Origin of the sequence: Actinophytocola sp., assembly GCF_036555685.1 — a bacterium.
In the GTDB taxonomy this organism is placed as follows: domain Bacteria; phylum Actinomycetota; class Actinomycetes; order Mycobacteriales; family Pseudonocardiaceae; genus Actinophytocola.
Genome location: NZ_DATBKY010000057.1, coordinates 19,005 through 44,931, shown reverse-complemented (window position 1 = coordinate 44,931; position 25,927 = coordinate 19,005). Strand labels below are relative to the sequence as shown.

The following is a 25,927-nucleotide window of genomic DNA, read 5'->3' as shown; positions in this document are numbered from 1 at the left end:
GTCGTCGAGCACGTCGCGGCCGCCGAGCCCCGCATCGGCGAGCTCGTGGCGCAGCAAGGCGGCCGCCTCGTCGGCGAACCGCGGCGAGACGTACCGCTCCCCGCCGGCGAAGATCGCGTGCGGGTCACCGAGATTCTCCCGGCGCAGCAGGCTGACCAGCGCTAGCACCGGCAGCTCGACCCCGCGTCTGTCGCGCAACGTCCCCCCGGACATGGGCTTAGTCCTCGTACTCGTCGTCCCCGATGACCTGCGGCGCGGTGAGGACGTCACTCCCGAACACGTCCTCCCCACCCGACTCGATCATGGTCTTCCGGTCGTGTTCCTCGTCGTCGTCGCCCTTGCCGTGGCCCGCGCCCATGGCCCCCATGGGCATCCCGGCCGCACCCCGCGCACCAGGCCCGGCCGCCGCCCCACGCCGGATGGCGGCCTCCTCGGCAGCGAGCGCTCCGGCACCCGCGCCACCGCCCGGCCCGGACACACCACCACGACCACCGACACCGCCGCCCGAACCGGATCCGGCACCAAGGCCTCCTCTGGGCCCACGCCCACCGAATCCGCCGGACGAGCCTCCCGGTCTGCCGCCAGGCCCGCCCGGTCGGCCGCCGGATCCGCCTGGAAACGCCCCGCCGGGGAAGAACCCGCCAGGTGGCGCAGTCCCACTACCCGGCATTGCGGAAGCCGCAGGGCTTTGCGCAAACACAGCAGGTCCGACCTGGCTGGGCGCCGTCTGGCCAGCGGTCCCGGTAGACGACCCACCACCCGGCGGCCCACCGACCGACGCTCCGCCTGGAGCTCCGCCGCCGGGCTGGCCCGACCCACCGGGACCGGGCCCACCACCAGGCCCGCCATCTCGCCCACCGTCGCCGGAGAAGTCCCCTGAATCCACGGTGGACACCTCGCCCGGCGACTTCACGGTGATCGTCCCACCCGAGTGCGTGATCGAGGAGTACTCGTGCGGCATGTGGGTCTCGTTGTAGTGACTCTCGTTGTCGTACCCGTGGTAGACGTCGATGTTGTGCTGGGCGTCTGCCTGGTAGGCCTTGATCTCCTTGTCGAGGTCGGTCTCGAAGGGGATCAGCTCGTTGGCGACGTCGTTCTCCGGCGGTCGCGCCGCCACCGGCCGCACACTGTTGGCCGCATCGTGGAACGACCCGGTCTGCCGGCCGAGCAAATCCTGCGCGGAGTCCAACTTGTCGGTCCCCCGCATGGCAGCCTGCGCCAAGGGCAGCGAGGCACCGAACGCCGCATCGCTGGCCGCGCCCTGCCATCCCATCCGGATCTTCTCGCCGAGCTTGCGAATCATGGTCGCCCGCTCGTCCTCACGCCGCCACTCGCCCTTGGTGGCGCCCTGCGCCGCCTCGAGGTAGCCGGACCCGGGGCCACCCGTCAACTGCTGGTAAATCTCATGCGGGGTGAGCCCCCCGCCGGTCAGCTTCCCCGTCACGTCCATTCCCCCTGTCGCGCGATCTGCAGCGCCACGGTCAGGCCCCGCGCTTCATCGTCTGCAGTGCCATGCCGGCGACCTGCGTGGCAACCTCGCACGGGTCCTTCTTGCCGACGTTCTGCTGTGAGAGGTGCAGAAAGGTCTCGAACGCGACCTCGTCGGTCACGCCGATGACGATCGAGCAGTAGCCCTCGTTCCGGTCGTCCTGCAGGTCGCGCGCGACCGCCGGATAGCCCTCGATGGGCGTGAGCTCCTCGAAGTAAGCCCACTTGCCGTCCTTGTTCGCGCGGTACAGCGCGCTGAGACCACGTGGATCGTCGTCGAGGAACTCGATGACCGCTTGGCCACGCGTTTCGGCGTTCGCCCACTCACAGCCGTTCCCGAGCGGCCCGTCGTTCCGCTTCCCGGCCGGGCCCACATCGAGCGCATCCGACTGGTCGCGCGTGAGGGCTTGGCACGGGTCCTGCTGGAAGCCGGTGGTGTCGAGCGGATCGGGCACGGCCGGGGCACCGTCGCTCGGTAGATCCGCGCTCGGCTCGCTGCCGTCGGTGGCGGACGAACCCGGGGTCTCTACCCCTGTCGTGGCCGGGGCCGGCTCGCCTTCGCTGCGCGTCGTGCAGCCCGCTGCGAGTGCCAGGCATAGCGGCAAGGCGACCAGCGACATCAGTCGGCGCACCGTCAGATCCCCGCCTTCGGACCGGACTTGTTGATCTCGGACACGTTGGTGTGCTCGACGCCCAGGTAGCTGTCGAGGGTGTCCTGGCACAGCTGAGCCTGCTGGGTGCAGTAGTCGCGGTTCTGCTGCAGGTAGGAGAGGTACGACTTGCCGGAGTGGCTCGCCGCGTTCGCGTGCGCCGCGCTCGCGAAGTCGGTCCCCGCTCCGACCACCTGCGCCATCTTCGACGCGTCGCGCATCGACTCGCGGTAGTGGTCGGCTATCGCGAGCCAGTCCTTGACCAGGCCGCGCAGGGTGTCCTCGTCGTAGGCGAAGGTGCCGGTGGTGACCGTGCCCTCCGCGTGGCCCTGGCCGAAGAAGCCGCCCAGTTCGGAGCGGATGTGGTCGCGGTGAAGTGCGCCGTCCAAAGTCGATCCCCCAGTCGCGGTCGGTGACCTGCGGTAGCTGAGCGTACGCCATCGGGCGTTTCGACGCAGACGGTTACGGAGCGGTACAGGTGAAGCGGACATGGTGACCCGTCCGTAACATGCTGATGCTGTCCGCCAGGCATACCAAATGGCAGGATTCGCTGAACTCAGACCGTAAGGCTCGAGGGAGTGAAGAAGTGTCCCGACGTACCCGACTGTCCGTTCTCACCGCGCTGTGTGCCGCGACCTTGCTCGCGGCCGGCTGTGGTGCGACCACTGAGAAGCCCCAGAGTCAGGACAACGGGGGTGGTGGCGGCGGTGGCTCGGAGTGCACCCCGGGCGAGGTGTCCGACGTCCCGGCGCCCAAGCCGATCGCGGTCGACGTGCCCGCTGACGACGCGCTCGCGGGCAAGGTTCCCGCGAACATCAAGGCCGACGGCACGCTGACCATCGCGACCGACGCGAGCTACCCGCCCAACGAGTTCACCCTCGAGGGCTCCGACGAGATCATCGGCATGGACGTCGACCTCGGCAACGCCATCGGCAAGGTGCTCGGCCTGAAGACGAAGTTCGTCAACGCCTCCTTCGACGGCATCCTCGCCGGTCTGAACGCGGGCCGCTACGAGCTCGGCATGTCCTCCTTCACCGACACCAAGGAGCGCGAGCAGACCGTCGACTTCGCCACCTACTTCGAGGCAGGCACGTCGACCATGGTCCGCAAGTGCAACCCCAAGGGCATCAACTCCACAGAGGACCTCTGCGGCAAGACGGTCGGCGCCGAGAACGGCACGACCCAGCTCGACCAACTGACCAAGCCCGACGTCGAGGGCTCCGTGGTCAAGGCCTGCTCCGACGCGGGCAAGGAGCCGCCGAAGGGCCAGGGCTTCCCGAAGCAGACCGACGTCAACGCGGCCTTGCAGGCCAACCGGATCGACGCCTACCTCGCCGACACCCCCGTCGTGAACTACGCGGTGAAGACGACCGGCAACGCGTTCGAGAAGGTCGGCGAGGACACCGACGCCGCCCCGTACGGCATCGCGATCCCGAAGAAGGCCGCCGGCATGAAGGAGGCCGTCCAGGGCGCGGTGCAGCAGCTCATCAGCGACGGCAACTACCAGAAGATCCTGGACAACTGGGGCCTCACCGGAGGCGTCAAGGAATCCAAGATCAACGGCGCGATCTACTGAGTCATGGCCGACGGTCCGGATAGGACGGTAAAGACGGAGGTCGAACCCCCGGCGGCGGAACGCACGCCGCCGGAGAAGATCGTCGCGGTGCCGGTCCGCCACCCAGGGCGGTGGGTGGCGGCCGCCGTGCTGCTCGTGCTCGCCGCCATGCTGGTCAACAGCCTGCTGACCAACCCGGCCTGGCGCTGGGACGTGGTGTGGCACTTCATGTTCTCGTCCCGCATATTGTCGGGTCTTCTTCTGACCATCGAGCTGACCGCGCTCGCCATGGTCATCGGCATCGTGCTGGGCATCATCATCGCGGTGATGCGGCTGTCCCCGAACCCGATCGTCTCGACGATCGCGTGGCTCTACGCCTGGTTCTTCCGCGGCACGCCGGTGCTGGTGCAGGTGATCTTCTGGTCGTTCATCGCGATCCTGTACCCGGTGATCTCGATAGGGATCCCGTTCGGGCCGGAGTTCCTCTACTTCGACGCGAACCTGCTCATCCCGATCTTCGTCGGCGTCGTGCTCGGCTTCGGGTTGAACGAGGCCGCGTACATGTCCGAGATCGTCCGGGCGGGCATCCTGTCGGTGGACGCCGGCCAGACAGAGGCGGCCGAGGCGCTCGGCATGACCCGGCTGAAGATCCTGCGCCGGATCGTGCTGCCGCAGGCGATGCGGGTGATCATCCCGCCGACCGGCAACGAGACGATCTCGATGCTCAAGACCACCTCGATCGCCAGCGTGGTCGCGGTCGGCGACCTGTTCACGCAGGCCCAGCTGATCTACGGCGGCAACCTGCAGCAGATCCCGCTGCTGGTGGTGGCGAGCATCTGGTACCTCGTGCTGACGTCGGTGCTGTCGATCGCCCAGTACTTCATCGAGCGCCGGTACTCCCGCGGCACGGTGCCCTCCCGCCAGGGCGGCGTGTTCGGGTTCGGCCGGGCGAAATCGGGGATGGCATGACCGACACGGAAGCGACGGAGGCCGCCGAGACCGTCACGCCGATGGTCAAGTCGGAGGGCGTGCACAAGTACTTCGGCCGCCTGGAGGTCCTCAAGGGCATCGATCTGCAGGTCATGCCCGGCGAGGTGATGTGCGTGATCGGCCCGTCCGGGTCGGGCAAATCGACGTTCCTGCGCTGCATCAACCACCTCGAGAAGCTCACCGCCGGCAAGCTGTGGGTCGACGGCGAGCTCGTCGGCTACCGGCAGAAGGGCGAGAAGCTCTACGAGCTGCGCGACCGCGAGGTGGCGGCCAAGCGCCGCGAGATCGGCATGGTCTTCCAGCGCTTCAACCTGTTCCCGCACATGACCGCGTGCGAGAACGTCATGGAGGCGCCGGTTCAGGTCCGCGGTCAGGGGAAGGCCGCCGCGCGGCAGCGGGCGCTCGAGCTGCTCGAGCGGGTGGGTCTCGCGGAGAAGGCCAAGGCCTACCCGCGCGAGCTCTCCGGCGGCCAGCAGCAGCGCGTCGCGATCGCGCGGGCGCTCGCGATGGACCCGAAGCTCATGCTCTTCGACGAGCCCACCTCGGCGCTCGACCCGGAGCTCGTCGGCGAGGTGCTCGCGGTCATGCGCCAGCTCGCCGAGGACGGCATGACCATGGTCGTCGTCACCCACGAGATGGGCTTCGCCCGCGAGGTCGGTGACTCGCTGGTGTTCATGGACGGCGGCGTGGTCGTCGAGAAGGGCAAGCCCCGGGACGTGATCACCAACCCGCAGCACGAGCGCACGAAGTCCTTCCTGGGCAAGGTCCTGATCTAGGGACCCGTCCCGGACGGTCGCGCGAGGATGGACTGCGCGCGGCCGGCCGGGAACCGTGCGTCACCATGATCCGTCGCACCCGACGGACCTTTCTCGTGCATGGGGGCATGTGATGACCGACGATGACCGGTCCGGCCGCTGGCTGGATCCCTTCGACCCGCAGCCACCCGCCTGGGCGACCGTACGGGCGGAGGAAGTCGTCCGGCAGATCTTCGAGTTCGAGCCGGGCACCGGCGGGCGGATGCGGCGCAGATCGACGACCCCGCCGGTGCTGCGGTTCTCGGACATGTACGTGGTGGGCGTCGTAGACCTGCGCGCGGTCGAGTTCCCGCACCTGCTGGAGTTCGTCCGCTGCCGTTTCGACTCGCCGCCGGACGTGCGGCAGACCAAGCTCAACGGCTGCGAGTTCTACGAGTGCTGGCTGCCGGGCCTGGAGGGGCACAACCTCTACAGCGACAACGACGTCCGGTTCATCGGCGGCACCCGGGTACGCGGCCGGCTCGACCTGACCGACGCGGAGATCTCCGGCTCGCTGGAGCTGACCGACTCGCGGCTGGACAACGTCGGCGGGTACGCGCTGCACGCCGACCGCCTGCAGCTCGACGGCGCGATGCTGGCGGCGAACATCGAGGTCAACGGCCAGCTGCGGCTGCCGGGCGTGCGCACCGGCGGCAACGTGAACCTCGCCGGCGCGGTGCTGCACAACCCGGACGACTTCGCGCTCGACGGCAACGGCCTGCAGGTCGGCGGGAACCTGCAGTGCGTGCGGAGCAAGAAGCGCCGCTTCATCGCGAGTGGCTGGCTCTACCTGCCGAGCGCGCGCATCGAGAGCGACTTCTCCATGCGCGGCGCGAAGCTCGTGCCGGCCACGGAGGCCAGCGAGCGCGAACAGGGCAACGAGCGGTTCTTCGACCCGCGGGTCTCGCTGATCGCGGACCGCTTCCAGGTGTCCGGCAACGTCGACCTCGACCAGGGCTTCGAGTCCACGGGCACGATCCGCATGGTGAACGCGCGGATCGGCGGCTCGATGCGGCTCACCGGCGCGACGATCGACCTGTCCGACGGCGCGGAGCCGTTCGCGGAGCGGCCGGGTCCGGACCAGCCCGGCCCGTACCCGTACCGGGCGCTGCATCTCGACGGTTCGCAGGTCGACGGCGGCATCGACGCGCGTGGGGCGCGGATCGCCGGTCAGCTGCGGGTCGTGGACGTGACGTCGCGCGGCAGCGTGATCCTCGACGGCGCGGTGCTGGCGAACCGCAACGGGGACGTCGTCGAGGGGCGGCGGTTCGCGACCGGGGGCAACCTCGACGCACGCGGCACGACCGTGTTCGGCTCGGTGCTGCTGCCCGAGGCGACGATCGGCGCGAACCTGGACCTGCGGGCCAGCAGGTTCGTCTCGCCCGGCCGGTACCGGCGCGACCGTTCCCGCAAGCCGTCGGTGGACCTGCGCTCGGCGCAGATCGGCCGCGACCTCGTGTGCGCGATCGGGGAGCGGGAGAACCAGGCGTTCTCGGCGCACGGTGAGATCCGGATCCGGCGCGCGGAGATCGGGCGGCAGACGAACTTCCAGGGCGCGGAGGTCGGCTCGCTGCTCAACGGCACGGCGATCAACGCGTTCGGCCTGGTCACCCAGGAGCTCCGGCTCGATGTCGCGATCCCGCCACGCGGCAAGGTGAACCTGCGACACGCGCGGTGCGCGTCGTTGCGGGACAACGACAAGTTCTGGGACGCGACCGGGCACATCGAGCTCGACGACTTCCGCTACGACGCGCTCGCGGTGCCCATCGAGCTGGACGACGACGCGCAGATCACCCGCCGCCTTCGCCTGCTGCGCAAGGCGATGGGCGGCAGCTACCGGCCGGGCCCGTACGACCAGTTCGCCGCGATGCTGCGCGCGAGCGGCAACGAGGAGCACGCGTCGACCGTGCTGATGGCCAAGCAGCGGTGGCGGTACAACGCGCTGGCCGAGGGCTATCGGGTGCTCGGGCCGACGGTCCGGTTCTGGAGCCTGCTGCAGCGGTACGTCGTGGGCTACGGGTACCGGCCGATGCGGGCGCTGCTGTCGCTGACGCTGCTGCTGGTGCTCGGCTCGGTCTGGTTCGCGACCCAGCCGCCGCCACCGGTGGCGAACGCGGACGATCATCTCGTGTGGAACCCGTTCCTGTTCACGATCGACCAGCTGGTGCCGATCGTGGACTTCGGGTTCAAGAACCGCTGGCAGCTGCACGGCGCGTCCCAGTGGGTCACCGCGGGCCTGATCGCGGCGGGCTGGATCCTCGCGACGACCGTGGCCGCCGGCGTGACCCGGATGTTGCGCCGCTCGAGCTAGCCTCCACCGGTGGGGTTTCACCTGGCCCAGGCGAACCTGTCGCTGCTGCGGCTCCCGCCGTCGGCGCCGCAGGTGGCCGAGTACGTCTCGGCGCTGGCGCGGATCAACGCGCTGGCCGACCGGGCCCCCGGCTTCGTGTGGCGGCTGCGCGAGCCGGTGTCGGCGGACGAGCGGCTGGTGCTGAACCTGTCGCTGTGGACGTCGTACCGGCCGCTGCACGAGTACACGTATCGCAGCGCGCACGGGCATTTCGTGCGGCGCCGGCACGAGTGGTTCGAGCCGGTGACCCAGCCGAGCACGGTGCTGTGGTGGGTCCCGGCTGGCTCGCGGCCGACGGTCGAGGAGGGCCTGGCCCGGTTGCGCCGGCTGCGGCGGTACGGCCCGGCACCGGAGGCGTTCTCGGTACGCGTCCGCTTCGACCCGGCCGGCCACCGCGAAAGACGGTAGTTGTCCACAGCCCACGAACCGGTCCACAGGTTCCCTTACACAGCCCCGTTTCCGTCGGTCGTCGCCGATAGGCTGGAAATCGGGGGGACCCCCGCCGATTGAATGGACCGTTCAATCGGCCGAGTTGTCCACAGGCACCTCGCATTGGCCCGAAAGCGTCGGTCCCGCCGGGTAGCGTGGAAATCGGGGGGCCCCCGCGCGGGCGGATTGTCCACAGTGGTGGGTAGGCTCACGCGAATGATCGCGCCGACCGCGTCCGCGGAGACCGACATCGCCGCTTCCCCGCAAGCCGTCTACGCGCTCGTCAGCGATCTTCCCGGCCTGGCGAAGGTCGCCGCCGAGTTCGCGCGCGGCCGGTGGCTCGGCGGCGTGACCGAGGCGCAGGCCGGTGCCCGCTTCCGCGGCACCAACAAGCGGGCGTGGCGGCGCTGGACGACCACCGTCACCGTGACCGACGCCGAGCCCGGCAAGCGGTTCGCGTTCGATGTCACCTACTACGGCCTGCCGATCTCCCGCTGGCAGTACGACCTCGAGCCCAGCGGCGACGGCTGCGTGGTCCGCGAGAGCACCTGGGACCGCACGCCCGCGTGGTTCCGGCCGATCGGACGCCTCGGTACCGGCGTTCGCGACCGGGCGGAGACCAACCGGCGCAACATCGAACGCACGCTGCGCCGGCTCAAGGACGCGGCGGAGGGTAGGGCCTGACACGTCGCAGGGCCGGCGAGAGCGACGGTTAACATGCGTCGGTGCCGGAACTCAAACTCGAGATTCAGATGCTGCACGACCGGGTCCTCGTGCGGCTGACTCCCGAGGAGGGGGAGCGGCGTAGCAGCGGCGGCATCGTCATCCCGGCGACGGCACAGATGGCGAGGCGGCTGGCGTGGGGCGACGTGCTCGGCGCCGGCATCAACGTTCGACACGTCAAGGTGGGCGACCGGGTGCTGTTCAACCCGGACGACCAGCTCGAGGTCGAGGTCAAGGGGCAGAACTACCTGGTGATCCGTGAACGGGATCTGCACGCGATCGCCAGTGAGCGGACTGAGCACGGCACAGGCTTGTATCTCTAAAGGGGAAGGCGACCCGTGGACTACCAGTGGCCGCAGTCGCACGCGGAGCAGACGGACGTGCTCAGGCCCGTGGCGCCACCGGCCGCGGTTCCGGTGCTCACCGGCGACGAGCCTACGGTCAAGATCGAGCGACCGAAGGGCCCGCGGGCGGGCAGGCCCGGGCTGCGCAGGGCCGGCATCGTGGCCGGCGCGGTGCTCGGCACGCTCGCCGTGCTCTACACGCTCGACCTGATCATCTCCAGCGGTGACGTGCCCCGCGGGGTCACGGTCGCCGGCGTGGCCGTCGGCGGCGACTCGCGCGCGGACGCCGAGCAGAAGCTGCGCGACGCGATCGGCCCGCGCACGACCGCGCCGGTCGACGTCAAGATCGGCGACGTGGACACGAAGGTCGACCCGGTGAAGGCCGGCCTGACCGTCGACTGGCAGGGCACGCTCGACCGTGCGGGCGACCAGCCGCTCAACCCGTTCACCCGGCTCGCCTCGTTCTTCACCACCCACGAGGTCGGCGTCGCCACGACCACCGACAACACCGCGCTCACCGCCGCCGTCGAGGTCCTGCGGAACAACAGCGACCGCGAGCCGGCCGAGGGTGGCGTGAAGTTCGACGGCATCAAGCCGGTCGCCGTGGAGCCCAAGGACGGCCAGCAGCTCGACGCCACCGGCGCGCGCCAGGCCCTCATCGACGACTGGGCCACCGGCGACGCCGTCGTGCTCCCCGTCGACACGACGCCGGTGAAGACCACGTCCGAGGCCGTGCACAAGGCCATCGACGAGATCGCGAAGCCCGCCGTCTCCGGCCCGGTCGTCGTGCACGGCAACGGCAAGGACGGCCGCCTCGAGCCGCCCGCGATCGCGAAGGCGCTCACGTTCGCGCCCGACGGCAAGGGCGGGCTGACGCCGAAGATCGACCAGAAGAAGGTCGTCGGTGCGGTCGGCCCGCAGCTCGCGTCGACCGAGATCGCGGGCAAGGACGCGCAGATCGTCTTCACCGGCGGCTCGCCGACCGTCAAGCCGTCGGTGGACGGCAAGGGCATCGACTGGAAGAAGAGCCTGCAGCCGCTGCCCGACGTGCTGAAGAAGACCGACGGCCGCGAGCTCACCGCCAGCTACAAGCACAAGCCGGCGAAGGTGACCACCGCCGCGGCGAACAAGCTCGGCATCAAGGAGGTCATCGGCGAGTTCACCACCAGTGGCTTCGCCAGTGACTCCGGCGTCAACATCCGCACGGTCGCCGCGGAGGTCGACGGCGCGATCGTGAAGCCGGGCGACACGTTCAGCCTCAACGGCTACACGGGTCCGCGCACCGCCGCCCAGGGCTACGTCGAGGCCGGCGTGATCGAGAACGGCGTGCCCAACCGGGAGGTCGGCGGCGGCATCTCGCAGTTCGCCACGACGCTGTACAACGCCGCGTACTTCGCCGCGATGACCGACGCGGGGCACAAGGAGCACAGCTACTACATCAGCCGCTACCCCGCCGCGCGCGAGGCGACGGTGTTCCAGAACCCCGACGGCAGCAGCGTGATCGACCTGAAGTTCACCAACGAGTCGCCGACCGGCGTGGCCATCCAGACGATCTGGACGTCCTCGTCGATCACCGTGAAGATCTGGGGTACCAAGCACTACGAGGTCGAGTCGATCACCGGCGGCCGCGGCGACTACACCGAGCCGGAGACCAAGACGAGCACGGACCCGAACTGCCGGCCGAGCGAGGGTGGGCAGGGCTTCACCACCAGCGACACACGGATCATCAAGGACGCCAACAGCGGCGCGGAGGTGTCGCGCAAGACCCGCACCGTCCGCTACAACTCGCACCCCAAGATCGTCTGCAAGCCGAAACCGGCCCGCTGACGCGAAAGCGAAGGGCCCCCGGCGGCTGCCGGGGGCCCTTGCGCAGTTCGTTGGTCAGACGCGGCTACGGGATCGGCCGCCGTACAGCGCCGCCGCGAGGATGACGGCCACGGCCGCCGCGGCGATCTGGAAGATGTGCCGGATCCAGTCGATTCCCTCGGTATGGCGAACTCCGACGACCGACGCCAGCCAGTTGCCGATGAGTGCGCCGACGATGCCGGCGAGGATCGTCAACCACCACGGGATCTTCTGGCGACCCGGGGCGAACAACCGCCCGAGGATCCCCAGCACGATGCCCGCGATGAGGAGGCCGATGATCGAGTAACCGTCCCACATAGCTGCTCCTCAGCATTCGATGGTGTCCAACAGATACCACCGATTCGCCTCGATCACACCTTGTGGTCAGAACGCGGCTTCGTCTAGCTCCATCAACGAGTTGTCCGCGGCCTCGACGATTTTCCGACCGGCCGAGAGCTCCGGCAGCACGTTGCGCGCGAAGAACGAGGCGACGGCGAGCTTGCCCTCGTAGAACGCCTTGTCCTTACCGGACACACCCGCGTCGAGCGCGGCGATCGCGATCTCCGCCTGCCGCTGCAGCAGCCAGCCGATCATCAGGTCGCCGGTCGCCATCAGCAGTCGCACGGTGTGCTGGCCGACCTTGTAGACGCTCTCCGGCTCGTTCTGTGAGTTCGTCAGGAAGCCGATCATCGCGCCGAGCATGCCCTGCACGTCCTCGAGCGCCTGCTTGAGCAGCCCGCGCTCCTCCTTGAGCCGGCCGTTGCCGCTCTCCGCCTCGATGAACGCGGAGATCTCGCCGGCGAGGTAGGTCAGCGCCTGCCCCTTGTCCCGCACGATCTTGCGGAAGAAGAAGTCCATCGACTGGATCGCCGTGGTGCCCTCGTAGAGGGAGTCGATCTTCGCGTCGCGGATGTACTGCTCGATCGGGTAGTCCTGCAGGAAGCCCGAGCCGCCGAGCGTCTGCAGCGACTGCGCGAGCTGCTCGTAGGCCCGCTCGGAGCCGACGCCCTTGACGATCGGCAGCAGCAGGTCGTTCACCCGCGCGGCCAGCTCGCGTGCCTCGTCGTCGCCCTCGCCGGTCCACACCTGGTCCGACAGCGAGGCCGTATATAGGTACACCGCACGCAGGCCCTCGGCGTACGCCTTCTGCATCATCAGGCTGCGGCGCACGTCCGGGTGGTGGGTGATCGTGACCCGCGGCGCGGTCTTGTCCAGCATCTGCGTGAGGTCCGCGCCCTGCACGCGCTCCTTGGCGTAGCTCAGCGCGTTCAGGTAGCCGGTGGACAGCGTCGCGATCGCCTTGGTGCCGACCATCATCCGGGCGTACTCGATGATCTGGAACATCTGCGCGATGCCGTTGTGTACCTCGCCGACGAGCCAGCCCTTGGCGGGGACGCCGTGCTGACCGAACGAGAGCTCGCACGTCGTGGACACCTTGATGCCCATCTTGTGCTCGACGCCGGTGACGAAGACGCCGTTGCGCTCGCCGAGCTCACCGGTCTGCGAGTCGAAGTGGAACTTCGGCACGATGAACATCGACAGGCCCTTGGTGCCCGGGCCCGCGCCCTCCGGCCGGGCCAGCACGATGTGCACGATGTTCTCGGCGAGGTCGTGCTCGGCCGACGTGATGAAGCGCTTCACGCCCTCGATGTGCCAGGAGCCGTCGTCCTGCTTGATCGCCTTGGTCCGGCCGGCGCCCACGTCCGAGCCCGCGTCGGGCTCGGTCAGCACCATCGTGGACCCCCAGCCGTTCTCGATCATGAGCTCGCCCCAGTGCCGCTGCTCCTCGGTACCGTTGCGGTACAGCACCTGGGCCATGTTGGGCCCGGACAGGTACATGAACAGCGGCGCGTTGGCGCCGAGGATCAGCTCCGCGGCGGCCCACTGCACCGACGGCGGCAGGCCGAAGCCGCCGAGCTCGTTGGTGAGGCCCAGCCGCCACCACTCGCCGTCCCACAGCTGGTGGTAGGCCTTCTTGAACGACTCGGGCAGCGTCACGGAGTGCGTCTTCGGGTCGAAGACCGGCGGGTTGCGGTCGCCGTCGACGAACGACTCCGCGAGCGGGCCGGTCGCGAGGTTGTTCAGCTCGCCCAGCACGCCGCGCACGGTGTCCTCGTCGGCCTCGGCCAGCACGCCCTTGCCCAGGCGGTCCTGGACCTTGAGTACCTCGAACAGGTTGAACTCGAGGTCACGGACGTTGCTCTGGTAGTGGCCCATGGTCGTCGCTCCCCGTCTTCTGTGGTCCCCTACTCGGCAGTAACATCAGAATATTACTTGCCGGTAGCGTCGGGCAAGGAAACTTCTGGAACCTGCCGTTCATTGGACCTCGCCCGGCGGGCGACGCAGATCAGTCCCGAGCGGGCCTCGACCCGGGGCTCTGCTCGTCCACGACCAGCACCCCGGACCGGAACGCGACCGCCACCGCGTGCGTGCGATCCCGCGAGGAGAGCTTGCGCAGGATGCTCTTCACGTGGGTGCGCACGGTCTCGACGGACACGTACAGGATGTCGGCGATCGCCTGGTTCTCCAGCCCGTCGGCGATGAGCTGGAGGACCTGGTGCTCGCGGCGGGACAGCGGCTGGCGGGGTGTCTGCTGGGCGCGGGGCGCGGGCGCGGCCAGGGCGGGGGCGAGCGCGGGGTCGAGGTAGCGGCCCTCGGTGTGCACGGCCTGGATGGCGCGGAGGAGCTCGTTCGGCTGGGCCGACCGGCGGATCACGCCGGCCACCCCGGCGGCGAGCGCGCCGGCGATGTACTGGTTGGTGCGGCGGGCGTCGTCGATCAACAGCAGGACGCGCATGCTCCCGCCGGCCGCGGACAGGACGTGGGAGAGCTGGCCGCGCGGGTCGAGGGCGGCGTCGACGAGGACGACGTCGGGCCGCAGCCGCTGACACAACCGCAGGCCCACCTGAGCCGACTCGGCGGAGCCGAGGAACCGGAGTCCCGCGGTGCGGTTGAGCAGCGAGGACAACCCTTCCCGGACGAGCGGGGTCCCGTCGATGAGCGCTACGCCGATGGTGCTGGTCGCGCGTCCGGGTTGCTGCTGCGTGCTCACTGGCATCCCGTCCTCCTGAGGACTTGTCTGACTCAGGAACGACAGAAGCGCCCAGGTGTGACGCCATTCAGGTAGGAGTTTTTCCGCCCGATCGGGATAGCGAACACTTACCACTTTGCGGCGTCGGGCAGCTACTGTTGGTGGCACCATGGAGTCCGAGCTCGAGCGCAACGCCCAGGAGTGGTTCAGGTTCATGGTCGACACGAACCTGGCCCCGGGTCTGCGTGCCCTCGGCTTCTTCGGCGTGGGTCGCCGGTTCCGCATCGAGAGCAACCGGCACTGGGGCGAGATCGTCGTCGAGCAGACCCGTTCGTTCACCGAACGGGCCGTCCGCTTCACCGTCCGTGTAGGGGTGATCTCCCGCGACGAGTGGGCGCATCAGCTGCGGGTCCGGCCGTACTACCCGGTGAGCAGGCACGCGCCGCCGCCGACGAAGACCGCGGGAGCCGGCTGGGAGGCCCCGATCGGCGAGCTGGTGACCGTGGCCGGCTTCCCCATCGGGGAGCTGTGGTGGGAGCTCGAGGCCGGCAAGCCGTTCGACTCGCTGTCCCGCGAGGTGCTGTCGGCGGTGCGGGAGTTCGCACTGCCGGCGATGCGCGAGCGCATGGCCTGACGCGAGGCGACGTCGGACCCTGCTGCCCGCGCGGCCTCGAGTCGCCGGCGAACGTGCCGCGCTTCGAGCCGCACCGGCGGTGTGCCAGCTCCAGCCTCGCCGGCCGCGCCATCGGGTCCATCGCGCCGCCAACATTTCGCCGCTCGACGTAACGTCATCGCTCGGACCCGGCTGCCGCGTCGATGGGGTACTGCCCGCCGTCCCGGCCATCGATCATCCAAAGTGGATGGTCGAGTCGATGTCATCCGCCGCCCGCATCGGGCGGCCGGAACTGCCGGCCCCATCTCCGGTCGGCGAATACCGCAGAACAGACGGAATCTCCGGATTCGGACGCTCTGCTGCTCGATTCGCCCGGGCTTTTGCCGACCGTTCCGCCAGCCGGGGGATCTGGATAAGCTGATTGTTCCGGCGGACAAAGGCCAATCGGGCTAGACAAAGGACAGGAACACCTCTTCGGTCGGTCGATTCCCTTTCCGTCCGCGCCCGGTCAGCCCCGCGCAGACGCCCAGGCAGCGGCGCGCGAGCACATGATCGATTCGGCGACCATCGCGCTCACCTCCTTGCACCCGAAGGGCATGGCACCGATCCAACAACAACGCGCTGCCCGCATTCATTGATGGCCGCGCAGATTGCCGCGCCGCACCCGGACTCCACGGCTCATGCCGGGGCTCAAAGGTTGACCGGTATGGATTGACCCGGTTCGACTTCAAGTGGGAGGGTCTCCGCACACAATGGTCCGGCTTGGAGGGTCTTATGCGTGTGCTCCGTCTTCTTCCCGCCGTTTTACTTCTGCCGCTCGGCGTGCTGGTGTCCCCCGCCGCGGCGGCAGAGATCAGTGTCGATGTCGTGGCTTCCGGGCTCGACAGCCCGCGGCACCTGGCGTTTGGGTCGCGCGGCGACCTGTTCGTGGCGGAGGCCGGCCGGGGTGGCAGCGGGCCGTGCTTCGTCGGTGCTGAGGGTCCGGCGTGCATGGGCACCACGGGCGCGGTGACGAAGGTCGACCGGTCAGGCCACCAGTCGCGCATCGTCCAGGGCCTGCCCTCGTACGCGAACACGCCGGGCGACGTGCACGCCATCGGCCCGCACGGCATCACGGTGCTCGACGCGGATCGCGTCTTCATAACCAGTGGCGGGCCCACCGAGCCAAAGGACGAGTCCGGCGCGACGATCTCCCGGGACGCCCTGGCCGCGCAGAATCCGGCCGCGAACCTCTTCGGCCGGCTACTGAAGATCGAGCGGCCCAACCAGCCCCGGAACGTCGCCGACCTCTGGGCGTTCGAACGCGACGTGAACCCGGATGCGGAGGTCGGCAACCCGGCGGTCGACTCCAACGCCGTCGACGTGCTCTTCGACAACAACCGCGACCGCTTCGTGGTCGCCGACGCAGGCGGCAACGCGATCAACGTCGTCGACACGAGGGGCCGCGTCACGAACCTGGCGGTGTTCCCCAACCGGCTGGTTCCCAACCCGTTCGGCGGGCCGGACGTCCCGATGCAGGCCGTCCCGACGTCGGTCGTCATGGGGCCGGATGGCCAGTACTACGTCAGCGAGCTCACCGGCTTCCCGTTCCCGCCTGGCGGCGCCAACGTCTACCGCGTGAACCCGCGCACCGGAGCGGTGTCCGTCTTCGCGAGCGGATTCACGAACATCATGGACCTCGCGTTCGGGAACGACGGCACGCTGTACGTGCTCGAGTTCGACCACGACGGGCTGCTGGGAGGGTCCACCGACGGTGGCCTCTTCACCGTGTCCCGGGACGGGACCAAGCGGCAGGTCGCCTTGCCCCCGGGGACGCTGACCGGGCCGGGCGGCATCACCGTCCGCAAGGATGGGCTGTACATCACCAACAACTCGGGCTCGCCGGGCATCGGGCAGGTGCTGCGCATCAAGTCGAGCTGACGTTCCCGATCTCGAACCAGGCATGCAGAAGGGGTGCCTCCGAAGGTCCGGAGGCACCCCTTCTGAGCTGTGAGAATCGGCCCCAGAGCGGATGACGGGAATCGAACCCGCGTTCTCAGCTTGGGAAGCTGATGTTCTACCATTGAACTACATCCGCAGCGCCCGTCTGGCGGGCCTCGCTGAGCTTACACGGCCTCGCGGTTAGGGTGAGCGGGTGTTGTTGAGCGATCGGGATCTGCGCAAGGAGCTGGAGTCCGGGCGGTTCGGGCTCGACCCGTTCGATCTCGCCATGTTGCAGCCATCCAGCATCGACGTGCGGCTCGATCGGTTCTTCCGCGTCTTCAACAACACCAAGTACACCCACATCGACCCGAGCCGGCAGCAGGACGATCTCACCGCGCTCGTCGAGGCGGCCGGGGACGAGCCGTTCGTGCTGCATCCGGGCGAGTTCGTGCTCGGGTCGACCTTCGAGTCGGTGTCGCTGCCGGACGATCTCGCCGGGCGGCTCGAGGGGAAGTCCAGCCTCGGCCGCCTCGGGTTGCTGACGCACTCGACCGCCGGCTTCATCGACCCCGGCTTCGAGGGGCACATCACGCTCGAACTGTCCAACGTCGCCAACCTGCCGATCACCCTGTGGCCCGGCATGAAGATCGGCCAGCTCTGCCTGTTCCGCCTCTCCAGCGCCGCCGAGAACCCCTACGGCTCGCAGGCCGCCGGCTCCCGCTACCAGGGCCAGCGCGGTCCGACCCCCTCGCGCGCCTACCTCAACTTCCACCGCGTGGATACGCGGCGCTGAGCCGCCGTTCCCCCGCGACCGGCGTCAAAGCGGCCCCGCACAACGGGAACACCGCGGCGAGCAGGAGCGCGCCCGGATAGCCCAGCGCCGTGATCAACGCGCCGAACAGCGGCGCGGTCGCCATCGCCACGACGTTCTGCGCCGTGTTCTGCACGCCCAGCGCCCGGCCCGCCCAGAACGGGCCCGCCAGCTCGGCCGTCGCCGTGAAGCCCAGCCCGTTGTCGGTCACCGTGACGACAAGCGCCGCCACCAGCGCCGCCACCGACAGCCACGACGACCCGCCCACGCCCCACAACAACATCGTCACGGCCGCCAGCACGGCCACCACCCGCATCGGGCCCATCCGGTTGCCCACCCGGTCCGACCACACGCCCGCCGCGATCCGCCCGGCCGCGCCGACCACCTGCACGACCGCGACCAGCCGGCCCGCGTCGACCGGGGTCCAGCCGTGCTCGGACACCAGGAACGTCACCGCGAACGTCGCCGCCACGAACTGCGGGGCCACCAGCAGCGAGCTCGCCGTGTGCAGCCGCAGCAACGTGGTCGCCGGCTCCGTCCGGTAGGGCGACGCGGACGCGGCCGCCGTGCGCTCGGGCCGCGGCGGGTCGATCACCACCAGCAGCACGAGCACCGCCGCGACCAGGCAGAGCACGGCCGGCAGCGCGACCGCGGGCGCGAAGCCCCACCGGAGCCCGAGCCACGGCAGCGTCGCGGCCGCGATACCCACGCCGATCGGCTGCGCCGTCTGCCGGATGCCCATCGCCAGCCCGCGCTCGGCCGCCGAGAACCAACCCAGCACCACCCGCCCGCTCGCCGCGTTCACCGAGGCCGCGCACGCTCCGGCCACGAACAAACCCGCGCCGAACAGCGTCAGGCCGGGCAGCGTGAGCGAGATCAGCAGCAGGACGCCGGTCGCCCCGAGGCCGACCGCCATCACCGTCCGCTCGCCGTACCGGTCCGCGGCCGCGCCCCACGCGATCAGCGCCAGCAGCAGCCCGAGCAGCGGCGCCGACACCAGCGTGCCCGCCTCCGTCAGCGAGACGCCGTGCGACCTCTGCAGCTCCGGGATCAGGAACGGCAGCCCGTACAGGAAGCTCGACGTGGTGGCCTGCGCGGCCATCCCCACGGCGAGGATGAACCACCGTCTGGGCATACCCGCACGTTAGTCAACGCCTCCTGCTATCTGGGAACAGCTTCCCACATGCCGGGCACCCTGGGGCTGGCCCCAGGGTCGATTCGGGGGCGTCCCTGATGTCGGCGGGTCCGTGCCGGTCCTAGCGTCGAACCGACGCAGGATTACTGAGCAGAGGGGCACCGACATGGGGATCGGACGGGCCGTCGCGGCGGCCGGCATAGTCGTCACCGGCATCGGGCTGCTGAGCGCGTGCGACTTCGACATGACGACGGAGCGGGACTCCGACTCGAAGGACGTCACACAGTCCTTCACGAGCGTGCGGTTCGCCAACGACTCGGGCGACGTCCGGATCCACACCGGCGGCCCGCCGTCGGTGAAGCGCGAGATCCACTACGCCGACGAGAAGCCGGGCGAGACGTTCCGGGTGAAGAACGGCGTGCTCGAGCTGGACTCGTGCGACAAGCCGAACTGCTGGATCGCCTACGACGTCACCGTGCCCGAGGGCACCAGCGTGACCGGCCAGCTCGACTCCGGCACCGCGGACATCACCGGCGCCTCGGCGGTGACCGTGCGGGCGAGCTCGGGGCGGGTCGCCGTGCGGGACGTCTCCGGCGAGGTCAACGTCGAGGCGCACTCGGGCAAGGTCGAGCTGTCGGACATCGACGGCGACGTCGTGGCCAAGGCCGAGTCGGGCAGCATCGAGGCCGACGGCGTGCGGGGCGACCTCACCCTGGAGGCGGAGTCGGGCAGCGTCGAGGCACATGATCTCGGCGGCGCGGCGCGGGTGAAGTCGTCCTCCGGGCACGTCGAGCTCCAGCTCGCGACCGCGCAGGACGTGACGGTCGACGCGGACTCGGGCAACGTCGAGGTGACCGTCCCGGATGGCGACTACCAGGTTTCGACGAACGCGGACAGCGGCAACGTCGACAGTGAGATCGGCAACGATCCGGCCGGCGAGCACCGCCTCGACCTGCGCACCGACAGCGGCAACATCACCGTTTCCGCAGCCTGACGGCCCGCCGGGAACGATCTGCCGGGGTCGTGCGTTGGGACTGGCAGGAAGGTTGAGCGAGGAGGGCTCAAGTCTGGTTTGACGGGTGATCGGATCCGACGGCAGACTTGAGTGGGAAGCACTCAACCCACACAGGAAGAGCAAGCAGGAGGAATCCAAATGGCGCGAGCGGTCGGAATCGACCTGGGGACGACCAACTCCGTCGTCGCTGTCCTCGAGGGCGGTGAGCCGACGGTTATCGCCAACTCCGAGGGTTCGCGGACCACCCCGTCGATCGTTGCCTTCGCCAAGAACGGCGAGGTGCTGGTGGGTCAGCCGGCGAAGAACCAGGCGGTCACGAACGTGGACCGCACGGTCCGGTCGGTCAAGCGGCACATGGGCACGGACTGGCAGACCGAGGTCGACGGCAAGAGCTACTCCGCGCAGGAGATCAGCGCCCGCGTCCTGATGAAGTTGAAGCGTGACGCCGAGTCCTACCTCGGTGAGCCGATCACCGACGCGGTCATCACCGTCCCCGCCTACTTCGAGGACGCCCAGCGGCAGGCCACCAAGGAGGCCGGGCAGATCGCCGGCCTGAACGTGCTGCGGATCGTGAACGAGCCGACCGCGGCCGCCCTGGCGTACGGCCTGGACAAGGGCGAGAAGGAGCAGACGATCCTGGTCTTCGACCTCGGTGGCGGCACCTTCGACGTGTCGCTGCTGGAGATCGGCGAGGGCGTCGTCGAGGTCCGCGCGACCTCCGGTGACAACCACCTCGGTGGGGACGACTGGGACCAGCGCATCGTCGACTGGCTGGTGGACAAGTTCAAGCAGTCCGCGGGCATCGACCTCACCAAGGACAAGATGGCGCTGCAGCGCATCCGTGAGGCGGCGGAGAAGGCGAAGATCGAGCTGTCCAGCTCGAACAGCGCCAACATCAACCTGCCGTACATCACCGTGGACGCGGACAAGAACCCGCTGTTCCTCGACGAGACGCTGTCGCGTGCGGAGTTCCAGCGGATCACGAGCGACCTGCTCGACCGCACCCGCGCGCCGTTCAACAACGTGATCAAGGACGCCGGCATCAAGGTCGGCGACATCGACCACGTCGTGCTCGTCGGTGGTTCGACCCGCATGCCCGCGGTCACCGACCTGGTCAAGGAGCTGACCGGCGGCAAGGAGCCGAACAAGGGCGTCAACCCCGACGAGGTCGTCGCGGTCGGCGCGACCCTGCAGGCCGGCGTGCTGCGTGGCGACGTCAAGGACGTCCTGCTGCTGGACGTCACCCCGCTGTCGCTCGGCATCGAGACCAAGGGCGGCGTGTTCACCAAGCTCATCGAGCGGAACACGACCATCCCGACCAAGCGCTCGGAGATCTTCTCCACGGCGGACGACGGCCAGACCACGGTCGGCATCCAGGTGTTCCAGGGCGAGCGTGAGATCGCGGTGCACAACAAGAAGCTGGGCACCTTCGACCTCACCGGCATCCCGCCGGCACCCCGGGGCGTCCCGCAGATCGAGGTCACCTTCGACATCGACGCGAACGGCATCGTGCACGTCAACGCGAAGGACCTCGGCACCGGCAAGGAGCAGTCGATGACCATCACCGGCGGCTCGGCGCTGCCGAAGGAGGACATCGACCGGATGGTCAAGGACGCCGAGGCGCACGCCGAGGAGGACAAGAAGCGCCGCGAGGAGGCCGAGGTCCGCAACCAGGCGGAGACGCTGGTCTACCAGACGGAGAAGTTCGTCAAGGACAACGACGACAAGATCCCCGGCGAGGTCAAGGAGAAGGTCAACGTCGCGATCAAGGACGCGCAGGAAGCCCTGAAGGGCACCGACACCGCGGCCATCAAGACCGCGATGGAGAAGCTCGCGACCGAGTCGCAGGCCATGGGCTCGGCCATGTACGCCCAGTCCGGCGCGCAGGCGCAGGGTGGCGGCGGGGACGCCGGTGCCCAGGGTGACCAGGGCGGTGAGCAGGCCGCACCGAGTGGCGAGGACGTGGTCGACGCCGAGATCGTCGACGAGGACAAGAAGTGAGTTCGGGCGACCGACCCGACGAAGACGCCGGAGAGGAGCCGCGAGTCGTGGTTCGCGACCGCCGCCGTATCGACCCCGACACGGGGCAGGTCCGCCAGGCACCGGAACCGGATGAGGCCGCACAGCCGGAGCAGGCCGTCCCCGCGGAGGGGGCGGCCGCTCCGGAAGAGCCCAACCGGGAGGCCGAGCTGAAGGAGCAGCTGGACGAGCGGACCGCAGACCTGCAGCGCCTGCAGGCCGAGTACGCCAACTACCGCAAGCGGATCGACCGCGACCGTGAGGTCGTGACCAACACCGCGAAGGCGTCGGTGGCCCAGGAGCTGCTGTCCGTGCTCGACGACATCGAGCGCGCGCACCAGCACGGCGACCTGACCGGCGCGTTCAAGGCGGTGGCCGACAAGCTCGTGGCCACCCTGGAGCGCGTCGGCCTGGAGTCGTTCGGGCACGAGGGCGAGGCGTTCGACCCGTCGGTGCACGAGGCCGTTCAGCACGACACGTCGCCGGAGGTCAGCGGCCCGACCGTGACCGCGGTGCTGCGCCGGGGCTACCGGTTCGGCGACCGCATCGTGCGGGCGGCGCTGGTCGGGGTGACCGACCACGAGCCCGGGCCGGCCGATGCGGCACCGGCCGAGGCGCCCGCGCCGCCGGCGGCTCCCGATGCGAAGCCGGGCGGCCCGGAGGCGAACGACTGGTTCGCGTCGGCGGACGTCGACACGCCGGCGGACCGAGCCGACGATCAGATCTGACAAGAGAGGAGGGGGCGTCCGGTGAGTGCGAGGGACTGGATCGACAAGGACTTCTACCACGAGTTGGGCGTCTCGTCCGACGCCAGCGACGCCGACATCAAGAAGGCGTACCGCAAGCTCGCGCGTGAGCTGCACCCGGACGCGAACCCGGGCAACTCCCAGGCCGAGGCCCGCTTCAAGGCGGTGTCCGAGGCGTACGGCGTGCTCGGCGATCCGGAGAAGCGCAAGCAGTACGACGAGGCGCGCAGGCTCTTCGGTTCGGGCGGGTTCCGGCCGGGGGGCTTCGGCGGGTTCGGCACGGGCGGCTCCACGTTCGACTTCGGCGACATCTTCGGCAGCGGTGGCCAGCAGGCCGGCGCCAGCGGGGGCATCAGCGACCTGCTGGGCAACCTGTTCGGCCGCCGCGGCGGCACCGCGAGCGCGACCAACCGGCCGCGCCGCGGGGCCGACGTGGAGACCGAGGTGCGCATCGACTTCGTCGAGGCGGTCAAGGGCGCGACGGTCCCGCTGCGGCTGTCGTCGCCGTCGACCTGCGGCACCTGTCACGGCTCGGGTGCGAAGCCCGGCACGACCCCGCGCACCTGTCCGACGTGTAGCGGGGCCGGGCTGGTCAGCCGCAGCCAGGGCGCGTTCGCGTTCAGCGAGCCGTGCCGGGACTGCCGTGGCACCGGACGGATCGTCGACGACCCGTGCGCGGAGTGCGGCGGCGATGGTGTCAGCACGCGGACCCGGACGCTGACCGTGCGGATCCCCGCGGGCGTCAACGACGACCAGCGGATCCGGCTGGCAGAGCAGGGCGAGCCGGGCCAGAACGGCGGGCACGCGGGTGACCTGTACGTGCGCGTGCACGTGACCCCGCACGCGATCTTCGGCCGGTCGGGCAATGACCTGACGATCAAGGTGCCGGTGACGTTCCCGGAGCTGGCGCTGGGCACGACGCTGACCGTGCCGACCCTCGATGACAAGGTGTCGCTGCGGGTCGCGCCGGGCACGTCGAGCGGCCGGGTGCTGCGGGTGCGCGGCAAGGGCATCTCGCGGCGGGACGGCCAGACCGGTGACCTGCTGGTGACCCTGCAGGTCGCGGTTCCGTCCAACATGGACGACAAGGCGAAGAAGGCGCTCGAGGACTACCTGGCCGCCACGGCCGGGCACGACCCGCGGCCGGACCTGACGGCCATGCTGCAGCAACGGAGCGAGTGATGACCGGAATCCCGTTCCCTCCAGGTGCCGACGAGGACACGCCCGTCTTCGTGATCTCCGTGGCCGCCCAGCTGTCGGGGCTGCACGCCCAGACGCTGCGCGGCTACGACCGGCTGGGCCTGGTCTCCCCGGGCCGCACGACCGGCGGCGGCCGCCGCTACTCGATGCGGGACATCGCCCTGCTGCGCGAGGTGCAGCGGCTGTCGCAGGAGCAGGGCGTGAACCTGGCGGGCGTCAAGCGGATCATCGAGCTGGAACGCCAGGTCGACGACCTGCGCGACCGGGTCGCCGAGCTCACCGCCGAGCTGGCGGCCGTACACGCGGCGGCCGAACAAGCGGCCGCGGCCATCCACCGCTCGTACCGCAACGAGCTGGTCCCGGTCCGCCAGGAGACCGCCCTCGTGGTCTGGAAACCTCGCAGGTAAGCCGTTTCACGAAGGCCCGGCCCCGCATGGGGCCGGGCCTTTCGCACACTCACGGCCGGAACCTGTCCACAGCCGACGTCTCACCACCGCAAACCGTCAGACCCCCCGAATAGGCTGGAAAACGGGGGGCCCCCGCGTGGCCGGGAGTTGTCCACAGGTTCTCCTCCGCCCGGCGGGCGGTTGTCCACAAGCGTGGGTCGTTCACGGTTCCACGTGCAGAGCTGCTGACAGCCGGAACGCCTCGTGCGGCGGAAGTTGTCCGCAGGCCGGAGTTTTCTGCGGCGGAGCTGTCCACAAGCAAGCGGCTGCCCGGCCGGAAGTGTCGGTGAGTCCTTGTACGCTGGATTCCGGGGCCGGAGGCCGCCCGGTGCTCTCGAATCGAGTCAGTCTACAGTGGATCAGTCGACCGTGAACGGGTCGTACGTGATGCGGTCCAGGGAAGTCCCCGCCACGAGCATCCGCGACACGGTCGAGCGGACCATCGGCGGCGAGCCCGACACCAGCACGTCGTGATCACTCCATGCGCCGTACCGGGTCACCACGTCCGCCAGCGTGCCGCGCTCCACGGCCGCGATCCGCGTCTCCGCTTCCAGCACCGGGACGACCGTCAGCCACGGGTTCGTCGACGTGATCTGCTGCAGGTGCTCAAGGTCGTATAGGTCCGCCCGCGTCCGGCCGCCGTAGAACAGCTGCACGCGCGGGTTCTCGCCCCACTTCGCCAGGTGCTCGATGATCGCCCGCATCGGCGCGACGCCAGTGCCGCCCGCGATCATCAGCACGTCCCGGCCAGCATTGCGGTCCACCCGCAGCCGGCCCATCGGCGGGCCCATCCGCCACTGCTCGCCCGGCTGCGCCGTCGCCACGATCGAGCGGCTCACCCACCCGCCGTCGACGGCGCGCACGTGGAACTCCAGCAGCCCGTCGTCGCGTGGCGCGGTCGCCGGCGTCAGGTACCGCCACATCCGCGGCCGCTGGGGCACCTCCACGCTCACGTACTGCCCCGGGTGGTAGGGCAGCGGGTGGTCCGGCTGGACGCGCACGATCGACAGCGATCGATCGAGCCGCTGGCGGTCGACGACAGTGCCGTTCCACCAGGCCGGACCCTCGTCCGCGCTCGCGGACTCCAGCATGGCGCGCGCCATGATCGTGTACGCCTCGGCCCACGCGCGCTCGACTTCATCCGTCCACGCGCGACCCGCGTACTGCTTGACCCCGGCCAGCAGCGCCATACCGACCGCCTCGTAGTGGCCGGCCACCACGCCGAACTTCCGGTGGTCGCGGCCGAGCTGGCGCAGGAACGGGATCAGGTCGTCCGGCCGGTCGACCATCTGCACCACGTGCACGAGCGCACGCAACAGCCGCGACCGCTGGATCTGCATGTTGATCGGGAACAGTTCCCGGGTCGCGGGAGCGATGCTGAACAGCGTCGCGTAGAAGAACTCAGCCACCCGGCCCGCGTTGGGCTCGACGAGCGCCCACGTTTCGCGGACCAACCGCACCATGGTCGCGACCGGGTCCGAACTGGACTCGACGCGGTCCTGGCGCGGTACGGGGCTCACAACGGCGTTGGCTGTCATGGTCGGGGCACAGACTCCACCTCTTGGCGTCCGGGGGCGACGCCGGATTGTTCACTTCGCGGTCATCCGTCCCCGACATGTGGACAGTAGACGGAAACTGCCCGGATGTCGCGACTCCCGGCGCTTTCGTGTGGGAAACCACTACACACGGTGGCTGGTTTCGGACGTTCGAGCCACACCGAGCGAAGGTTCTCGCGCCTGAGTACGGAGCGTAAGAACGCGTTCGCCACGCGACCAAGCCCGGACCCTCCCGCCCGTGTTGCCGAACCAGCACCGCTGGGT

The 25,927-nt window shown here is 69.6% G+C and carries 24 protein-coding genes, 1 tRNA gene and 1 pseudogene; 16 read left to right on the top strand and 10 right to left on the bottom strand.

From position 1 onward, the window contains the following. The 4 genes and pseudogenes from VH969_RS06510 to VH969_RS06495 all read right to left on the bottom strand — a co-directional run. Positions 1 to 213 (bottom strand): annotated as a pseudogene (locus tag VH969_RS06510) (hypothetical protein); the annotation flags it as partial. Between the two features lie 4 nt (positions 214 to 217). After that, the gene (locus VH969_RS06505; protein WP_331971917.1) at positions 218 to 1,444 is read right to left on the bottom strand and encodes a hypothetical protein; all 1,227 of its coding nucleotides are present in this window, start codon (positions 1,442 to 1,444) and stop codon (positions 218 to 220) included. Positions 1,445 to 1,481: 37 nt separating this feature from the next. Next, entirely contained in the window at positions 1,482 to 2,120 is a 639-nt protein-coding gene (locus VH969_RS06500; protein WP_331971914.1) for a DUF3558 domain-containing protein, read from the bottom strand. A 2-nt stretch (positions 2,121 to 2,122) separates the two neighbouring features. After that, positions 2,123 to 2,527: a hypothetical protein gene (locus tag VH969_RS06495; RefSeq protein WP_331971911.1), complete on the bottom strand. Its 405-nt coding sequence runs from the start codon at positions 2,525 to 2,527 to the stop codon at positions 2,123 to 2,125. Between the two features lie 197 nt (positions 2,528 to 2,724). Between VH969_RS06495 and VH969_RS06490 the strand changes: the two genes are divergently transcribed. The 8 genes from VH969_RS06490 to VH969_RS06455 all read left to right on the top strand — a co-directional run bounded on the left by VH969_RS06490 (position 2,725) and on the right by VH969_RS06455 (position 11,150). Then, positions 2,725 to 3,714 (top strand): ABC transporter substrate-binding protein, encoded by a 990-nt coding sequence (locus VH969_RS06490; protein WP_331971908.1) that lies wholly within the window; start codon positions 2,725 to 2,727, stop codon positions 3,712 to 3,714. Positions 3,715 to 3,717: 3 nt separating this feature from the next. After that, positions 3,718 to 4,662: an amino acid ABC transporter permease gene (locus VH969_RS06485; protein ID WP_331971905.1), complete on the top strand. Its 945-nt coding sequence runs from the start codon at positions 3,718 to 3,720 to the stop codon at positions 4,660 to 4,662. Beyond that, positions 4,659 to 5,459: an amino acid ABC transporter ATP-binding protein gene (locus tag VH969_RS06480; protein ID WP_331971902.1), complete on the top strand. Its 801-nt coding sequence runs from the start codon at positions 4,659 to 4,661 to the stop codon at positions 5,457 to 5,459. The genes VH969_RS06485 and VH969_RS06480 overlap by 4 nt, the downstream gene beginning before the upstream one ends. Before the next feature lie 112 nt (positions 5,460 to 5,571). Then, positions 5,572 to 7,788, top strand: a complete 2,217-nt coding sequence (locus VH969_RS06475) for a translocation/assembly module TamB domain-containing protein (RefSeq protein ID WP_331971899.1) — start codon at positions 5,572 to 5,574, stop codon at positions 7,786 to 7,788. A 9-nt stretch (positions 7,789 to 7,797) separates the two neighbouring features. After that, positions 7,798 to 8,235 (top strand): DUF3291 domain-containing protein, encoded by a 438-nt coding sequence (locus tag VH969_RS06470; protein ID WP_331971896.1) that lies wholly within the window; start codon positions 7,798 to 7,800, stop codon positions 8,233 to 8,235. Positions 8,236 to 8,472: 237 nt separating this feature from the next. Beyond that, positions 8,473 to 8,940 carry an SRPBCC family protein gene (locus VH969_RS06465; protein WP_331971893.1) on the top strand — a complete coding sequence of 156 codons (468 nt, stop codon included), beginning with the start codon at positions 8,473 to 8,475 and terminating at the stop codon, positions 8,938 to 8,940. A gap of 68 nt (positions 8,941 to 9,008) precedes the next feature. After that, positions 9,009 to 9,302 carry a GroES family chaperonin gene (locus VH969_RS06460; protein ID WP_331971923.1) on the top strand — a complete coding sequence of 98 codons (294 nt, stop codon included), beginning with the start codon at positions 9,009 to 9,011 and terminating at the stop codon, positions 9,300 to 9,302. 15 nt (positions 9,303 to 9,317) lie between these two features. Then, positions 9,318 to 11,150: a VanW family protein gene (locus VH969_RS06455; protein WP_331971890.1), complete on the top strand. Its 1,833-nt coding sequence runs from the start codon at positions 9,318 to 9,320 to the stop codon at positions 11,148 to 11,150. A gap of 54 nt (positions 11,151 to 11,204) precedes the next feature. Here VH969_RS06455 and VH969_RS06450 read toward each other — a convergent pair whose 3' ends face one another. The 3 genes from VH969_RS06450 to VH969_RS06440 form a co-directional block, all read right to left on the bottom strand. Beyond that, positions 11,205 to 11,486, bottom strand: coding sequence for a GlsB/YeaQ/YmgE family stress response membrane protein (locus VH969_RS06450; protein WP_331971887.1), 282 nt, complete (start codon positions 11,484 to 11,486; stop codon positions 11,205 to 11,207). 66 nt (positions 11,487 to 11,552) lie between these two features. Beyond that, positions 11,553 to 13,385: an acyl-CoA dehydrogenase gene (locus VH969_RS06445; RefSeq protein WP_331971884.1), complete on the bottom strand. Its 1,833-nt coding sequence runs from the start codon at positions 13,383 to 13,385 to the stop codon at positions 11,553 to 11,555. Positions 13,386 to 13,515: 130 nt separating this feature from the next. Further along, a complete protein-coding gene (locus tag VH969_RS06440; RefSeq protein ID WP_331971881.1) occupies positions 13,516 to 14,226 on the bottom strand; it encodes a response regulator transcription factor in 711 nt (236 codons plus the stop codon). Positions 14,227 to 14,368: 142 nt separating this feature from the next. Between VH969_RS06440 and VH969_RS06435 the strand changes: the two genes are divergently transcribed. Next, a complete protein-coding gene (locus VH969_RS06435; RefSeq protein WP_331971878.1) occupies positions 14,369 to 14,833 on the top strand; it encodes a DUF4304 domain-containing protein in 465 nt (154 codons plus the stop codon). A 753-nt stretch (positions 14,834 to 15,586) separates the two neighbouring features. Further along, positions 15,587 to 16,732 carry a ScyD/ScyE family protein gene (locus tag VH969_RS06430; protein ID WP_331971875.1) on the top strand — a complete coding sequence of 382 codons (1,146 nt, stop codon included), beginning with the start codon at positions 15,587 to 15,589 and terminating at the stop codon, positions 16,730 to 16,732. A gap of 86 nt (positions 16,733 to 16,818) precedes the next feature. Here VH969_RS06430 and VH969_RS06425 read toward each other — a convergent pair. Beyond that, a tRNA-Gly gene (locus VH969_RS06425) sits at positions 16,819 to 16,889 on the bottom strand. Positions 16,890 to 16,946: 57 nt separating this feature from the next. On the opposite strand from VH969_RS06425, the gene dcd reads away from it, so the two are divergent. Continuing rightward, entirely contained in the window at positions 16,947 to 17,528 is a 582-nt protein-coding gene (gene dcd, locus VH969_RS06420) for a dCTP deaminase (protein ID WP_331971872.1), read from the top strand. On the opposite strand, the gene VH969_RS06415 is transcribed toward dcd, so the two are convergent. Next, a complete protein-coding gene (locus tag VH969_RS06415) occupies positions 17,497 to 18,681 on the bottom strand; it encodes an MFS transporter (protein WP_331971869.1) in 1,185 nt (394 codons plus the stop codon). The genes dcd and VH969_RS06415 overlap by 32 nt on opposite strands. A gap of 166 nt (positions 18,682 to 18,847) precedes the next feature. Between VH969_RS06415 and VH969_RS06410 the strand changes: the two genes are divergently transcribed. From VH969_RS06410 to VH969_RS06390, 5 genes are all read left to right on the top strand, one after another. Further along, positions 18,848 to 19,675, top strand: coding sequence for a DUF4097 family beta strand repeat-containing protein (locus VH969_RS06410; RefSeq protein ID WP_331971866.1), 828 nt, complete (start codon positions 18,848 to 18,850; stop codon positions 19,673 to 19,675). A 159-nt stretch (positions 19,676 to 19,834) separates the two neighbouring features. Further along, entirely contained in the window at positions 19,835 to 21,697 is a 1,863-nt protein-coding gene (gene dnaK, locus VH969_RS06405) for a molecular chaperone DnaK (RefSeq protein ID WP_331971863.1), read from the top strand. A gap of 47 nt (positions 21,698 to 21,744) precedes the next feature. Further along, the gene (gene grpE / locus VH969_RS06400; protein ID WP_331971860.1) at positions 21,745 to 22,443 is read left to right on the top strand and encodes a nucleotide exchange factor GrpE; all 699 of its coding nucleotides are present in this window, start codon (positions 21,745 to 21,747) and stop codon (positions 22,441 to 22,443) included. A 21-nt stretch (positions 22,444 to 22,464) separates the two neighbouring features. Then, positions 22,465 to 23,643, top strand: a complete 1,179-nt coding sequence (gene dnaJ, locus VH969_RS06395; protein WP_331971857.1) for a molecular chaperone DnaJ — start codon at positions 22,465 to 22,467, stop codon at positions 23,641 to 23,643. Beyond that, positions 23,643 to 24,068, top strand: a complete 426-nt coding sequence (locus VH969_RS06390) for a heat shock protein transcriptional repressor HspR (RefSeq protein ID WP_331971854.1) — start codon at positions 23,643 to 23,645, stop codon at positions 24,066 to 24,068. Before dnaJ ends, VH969_RS06390 begins: the two co-directional genes overlap by 1 nt. A gap of 398 nt (positions 24,069 to 24,466) precedes the next feature. On the opposite strand, the gene VH969_RS06385 is transcribed toward VH969_RS06390, so the two are convergent. Then, a complete protein-coding gene (locus tag VH969_RS06385) occupies positions 24,467 to 25,570 on the bottom strand; it encodes a globin domain-containing protein (RefSeq protein ID WP_331971852.1) in 1,104 nt (367 codons plus the stop codon). Between the last annotated feature and the right edge of the window lie 357 nt (positions 25,571 to 25,927).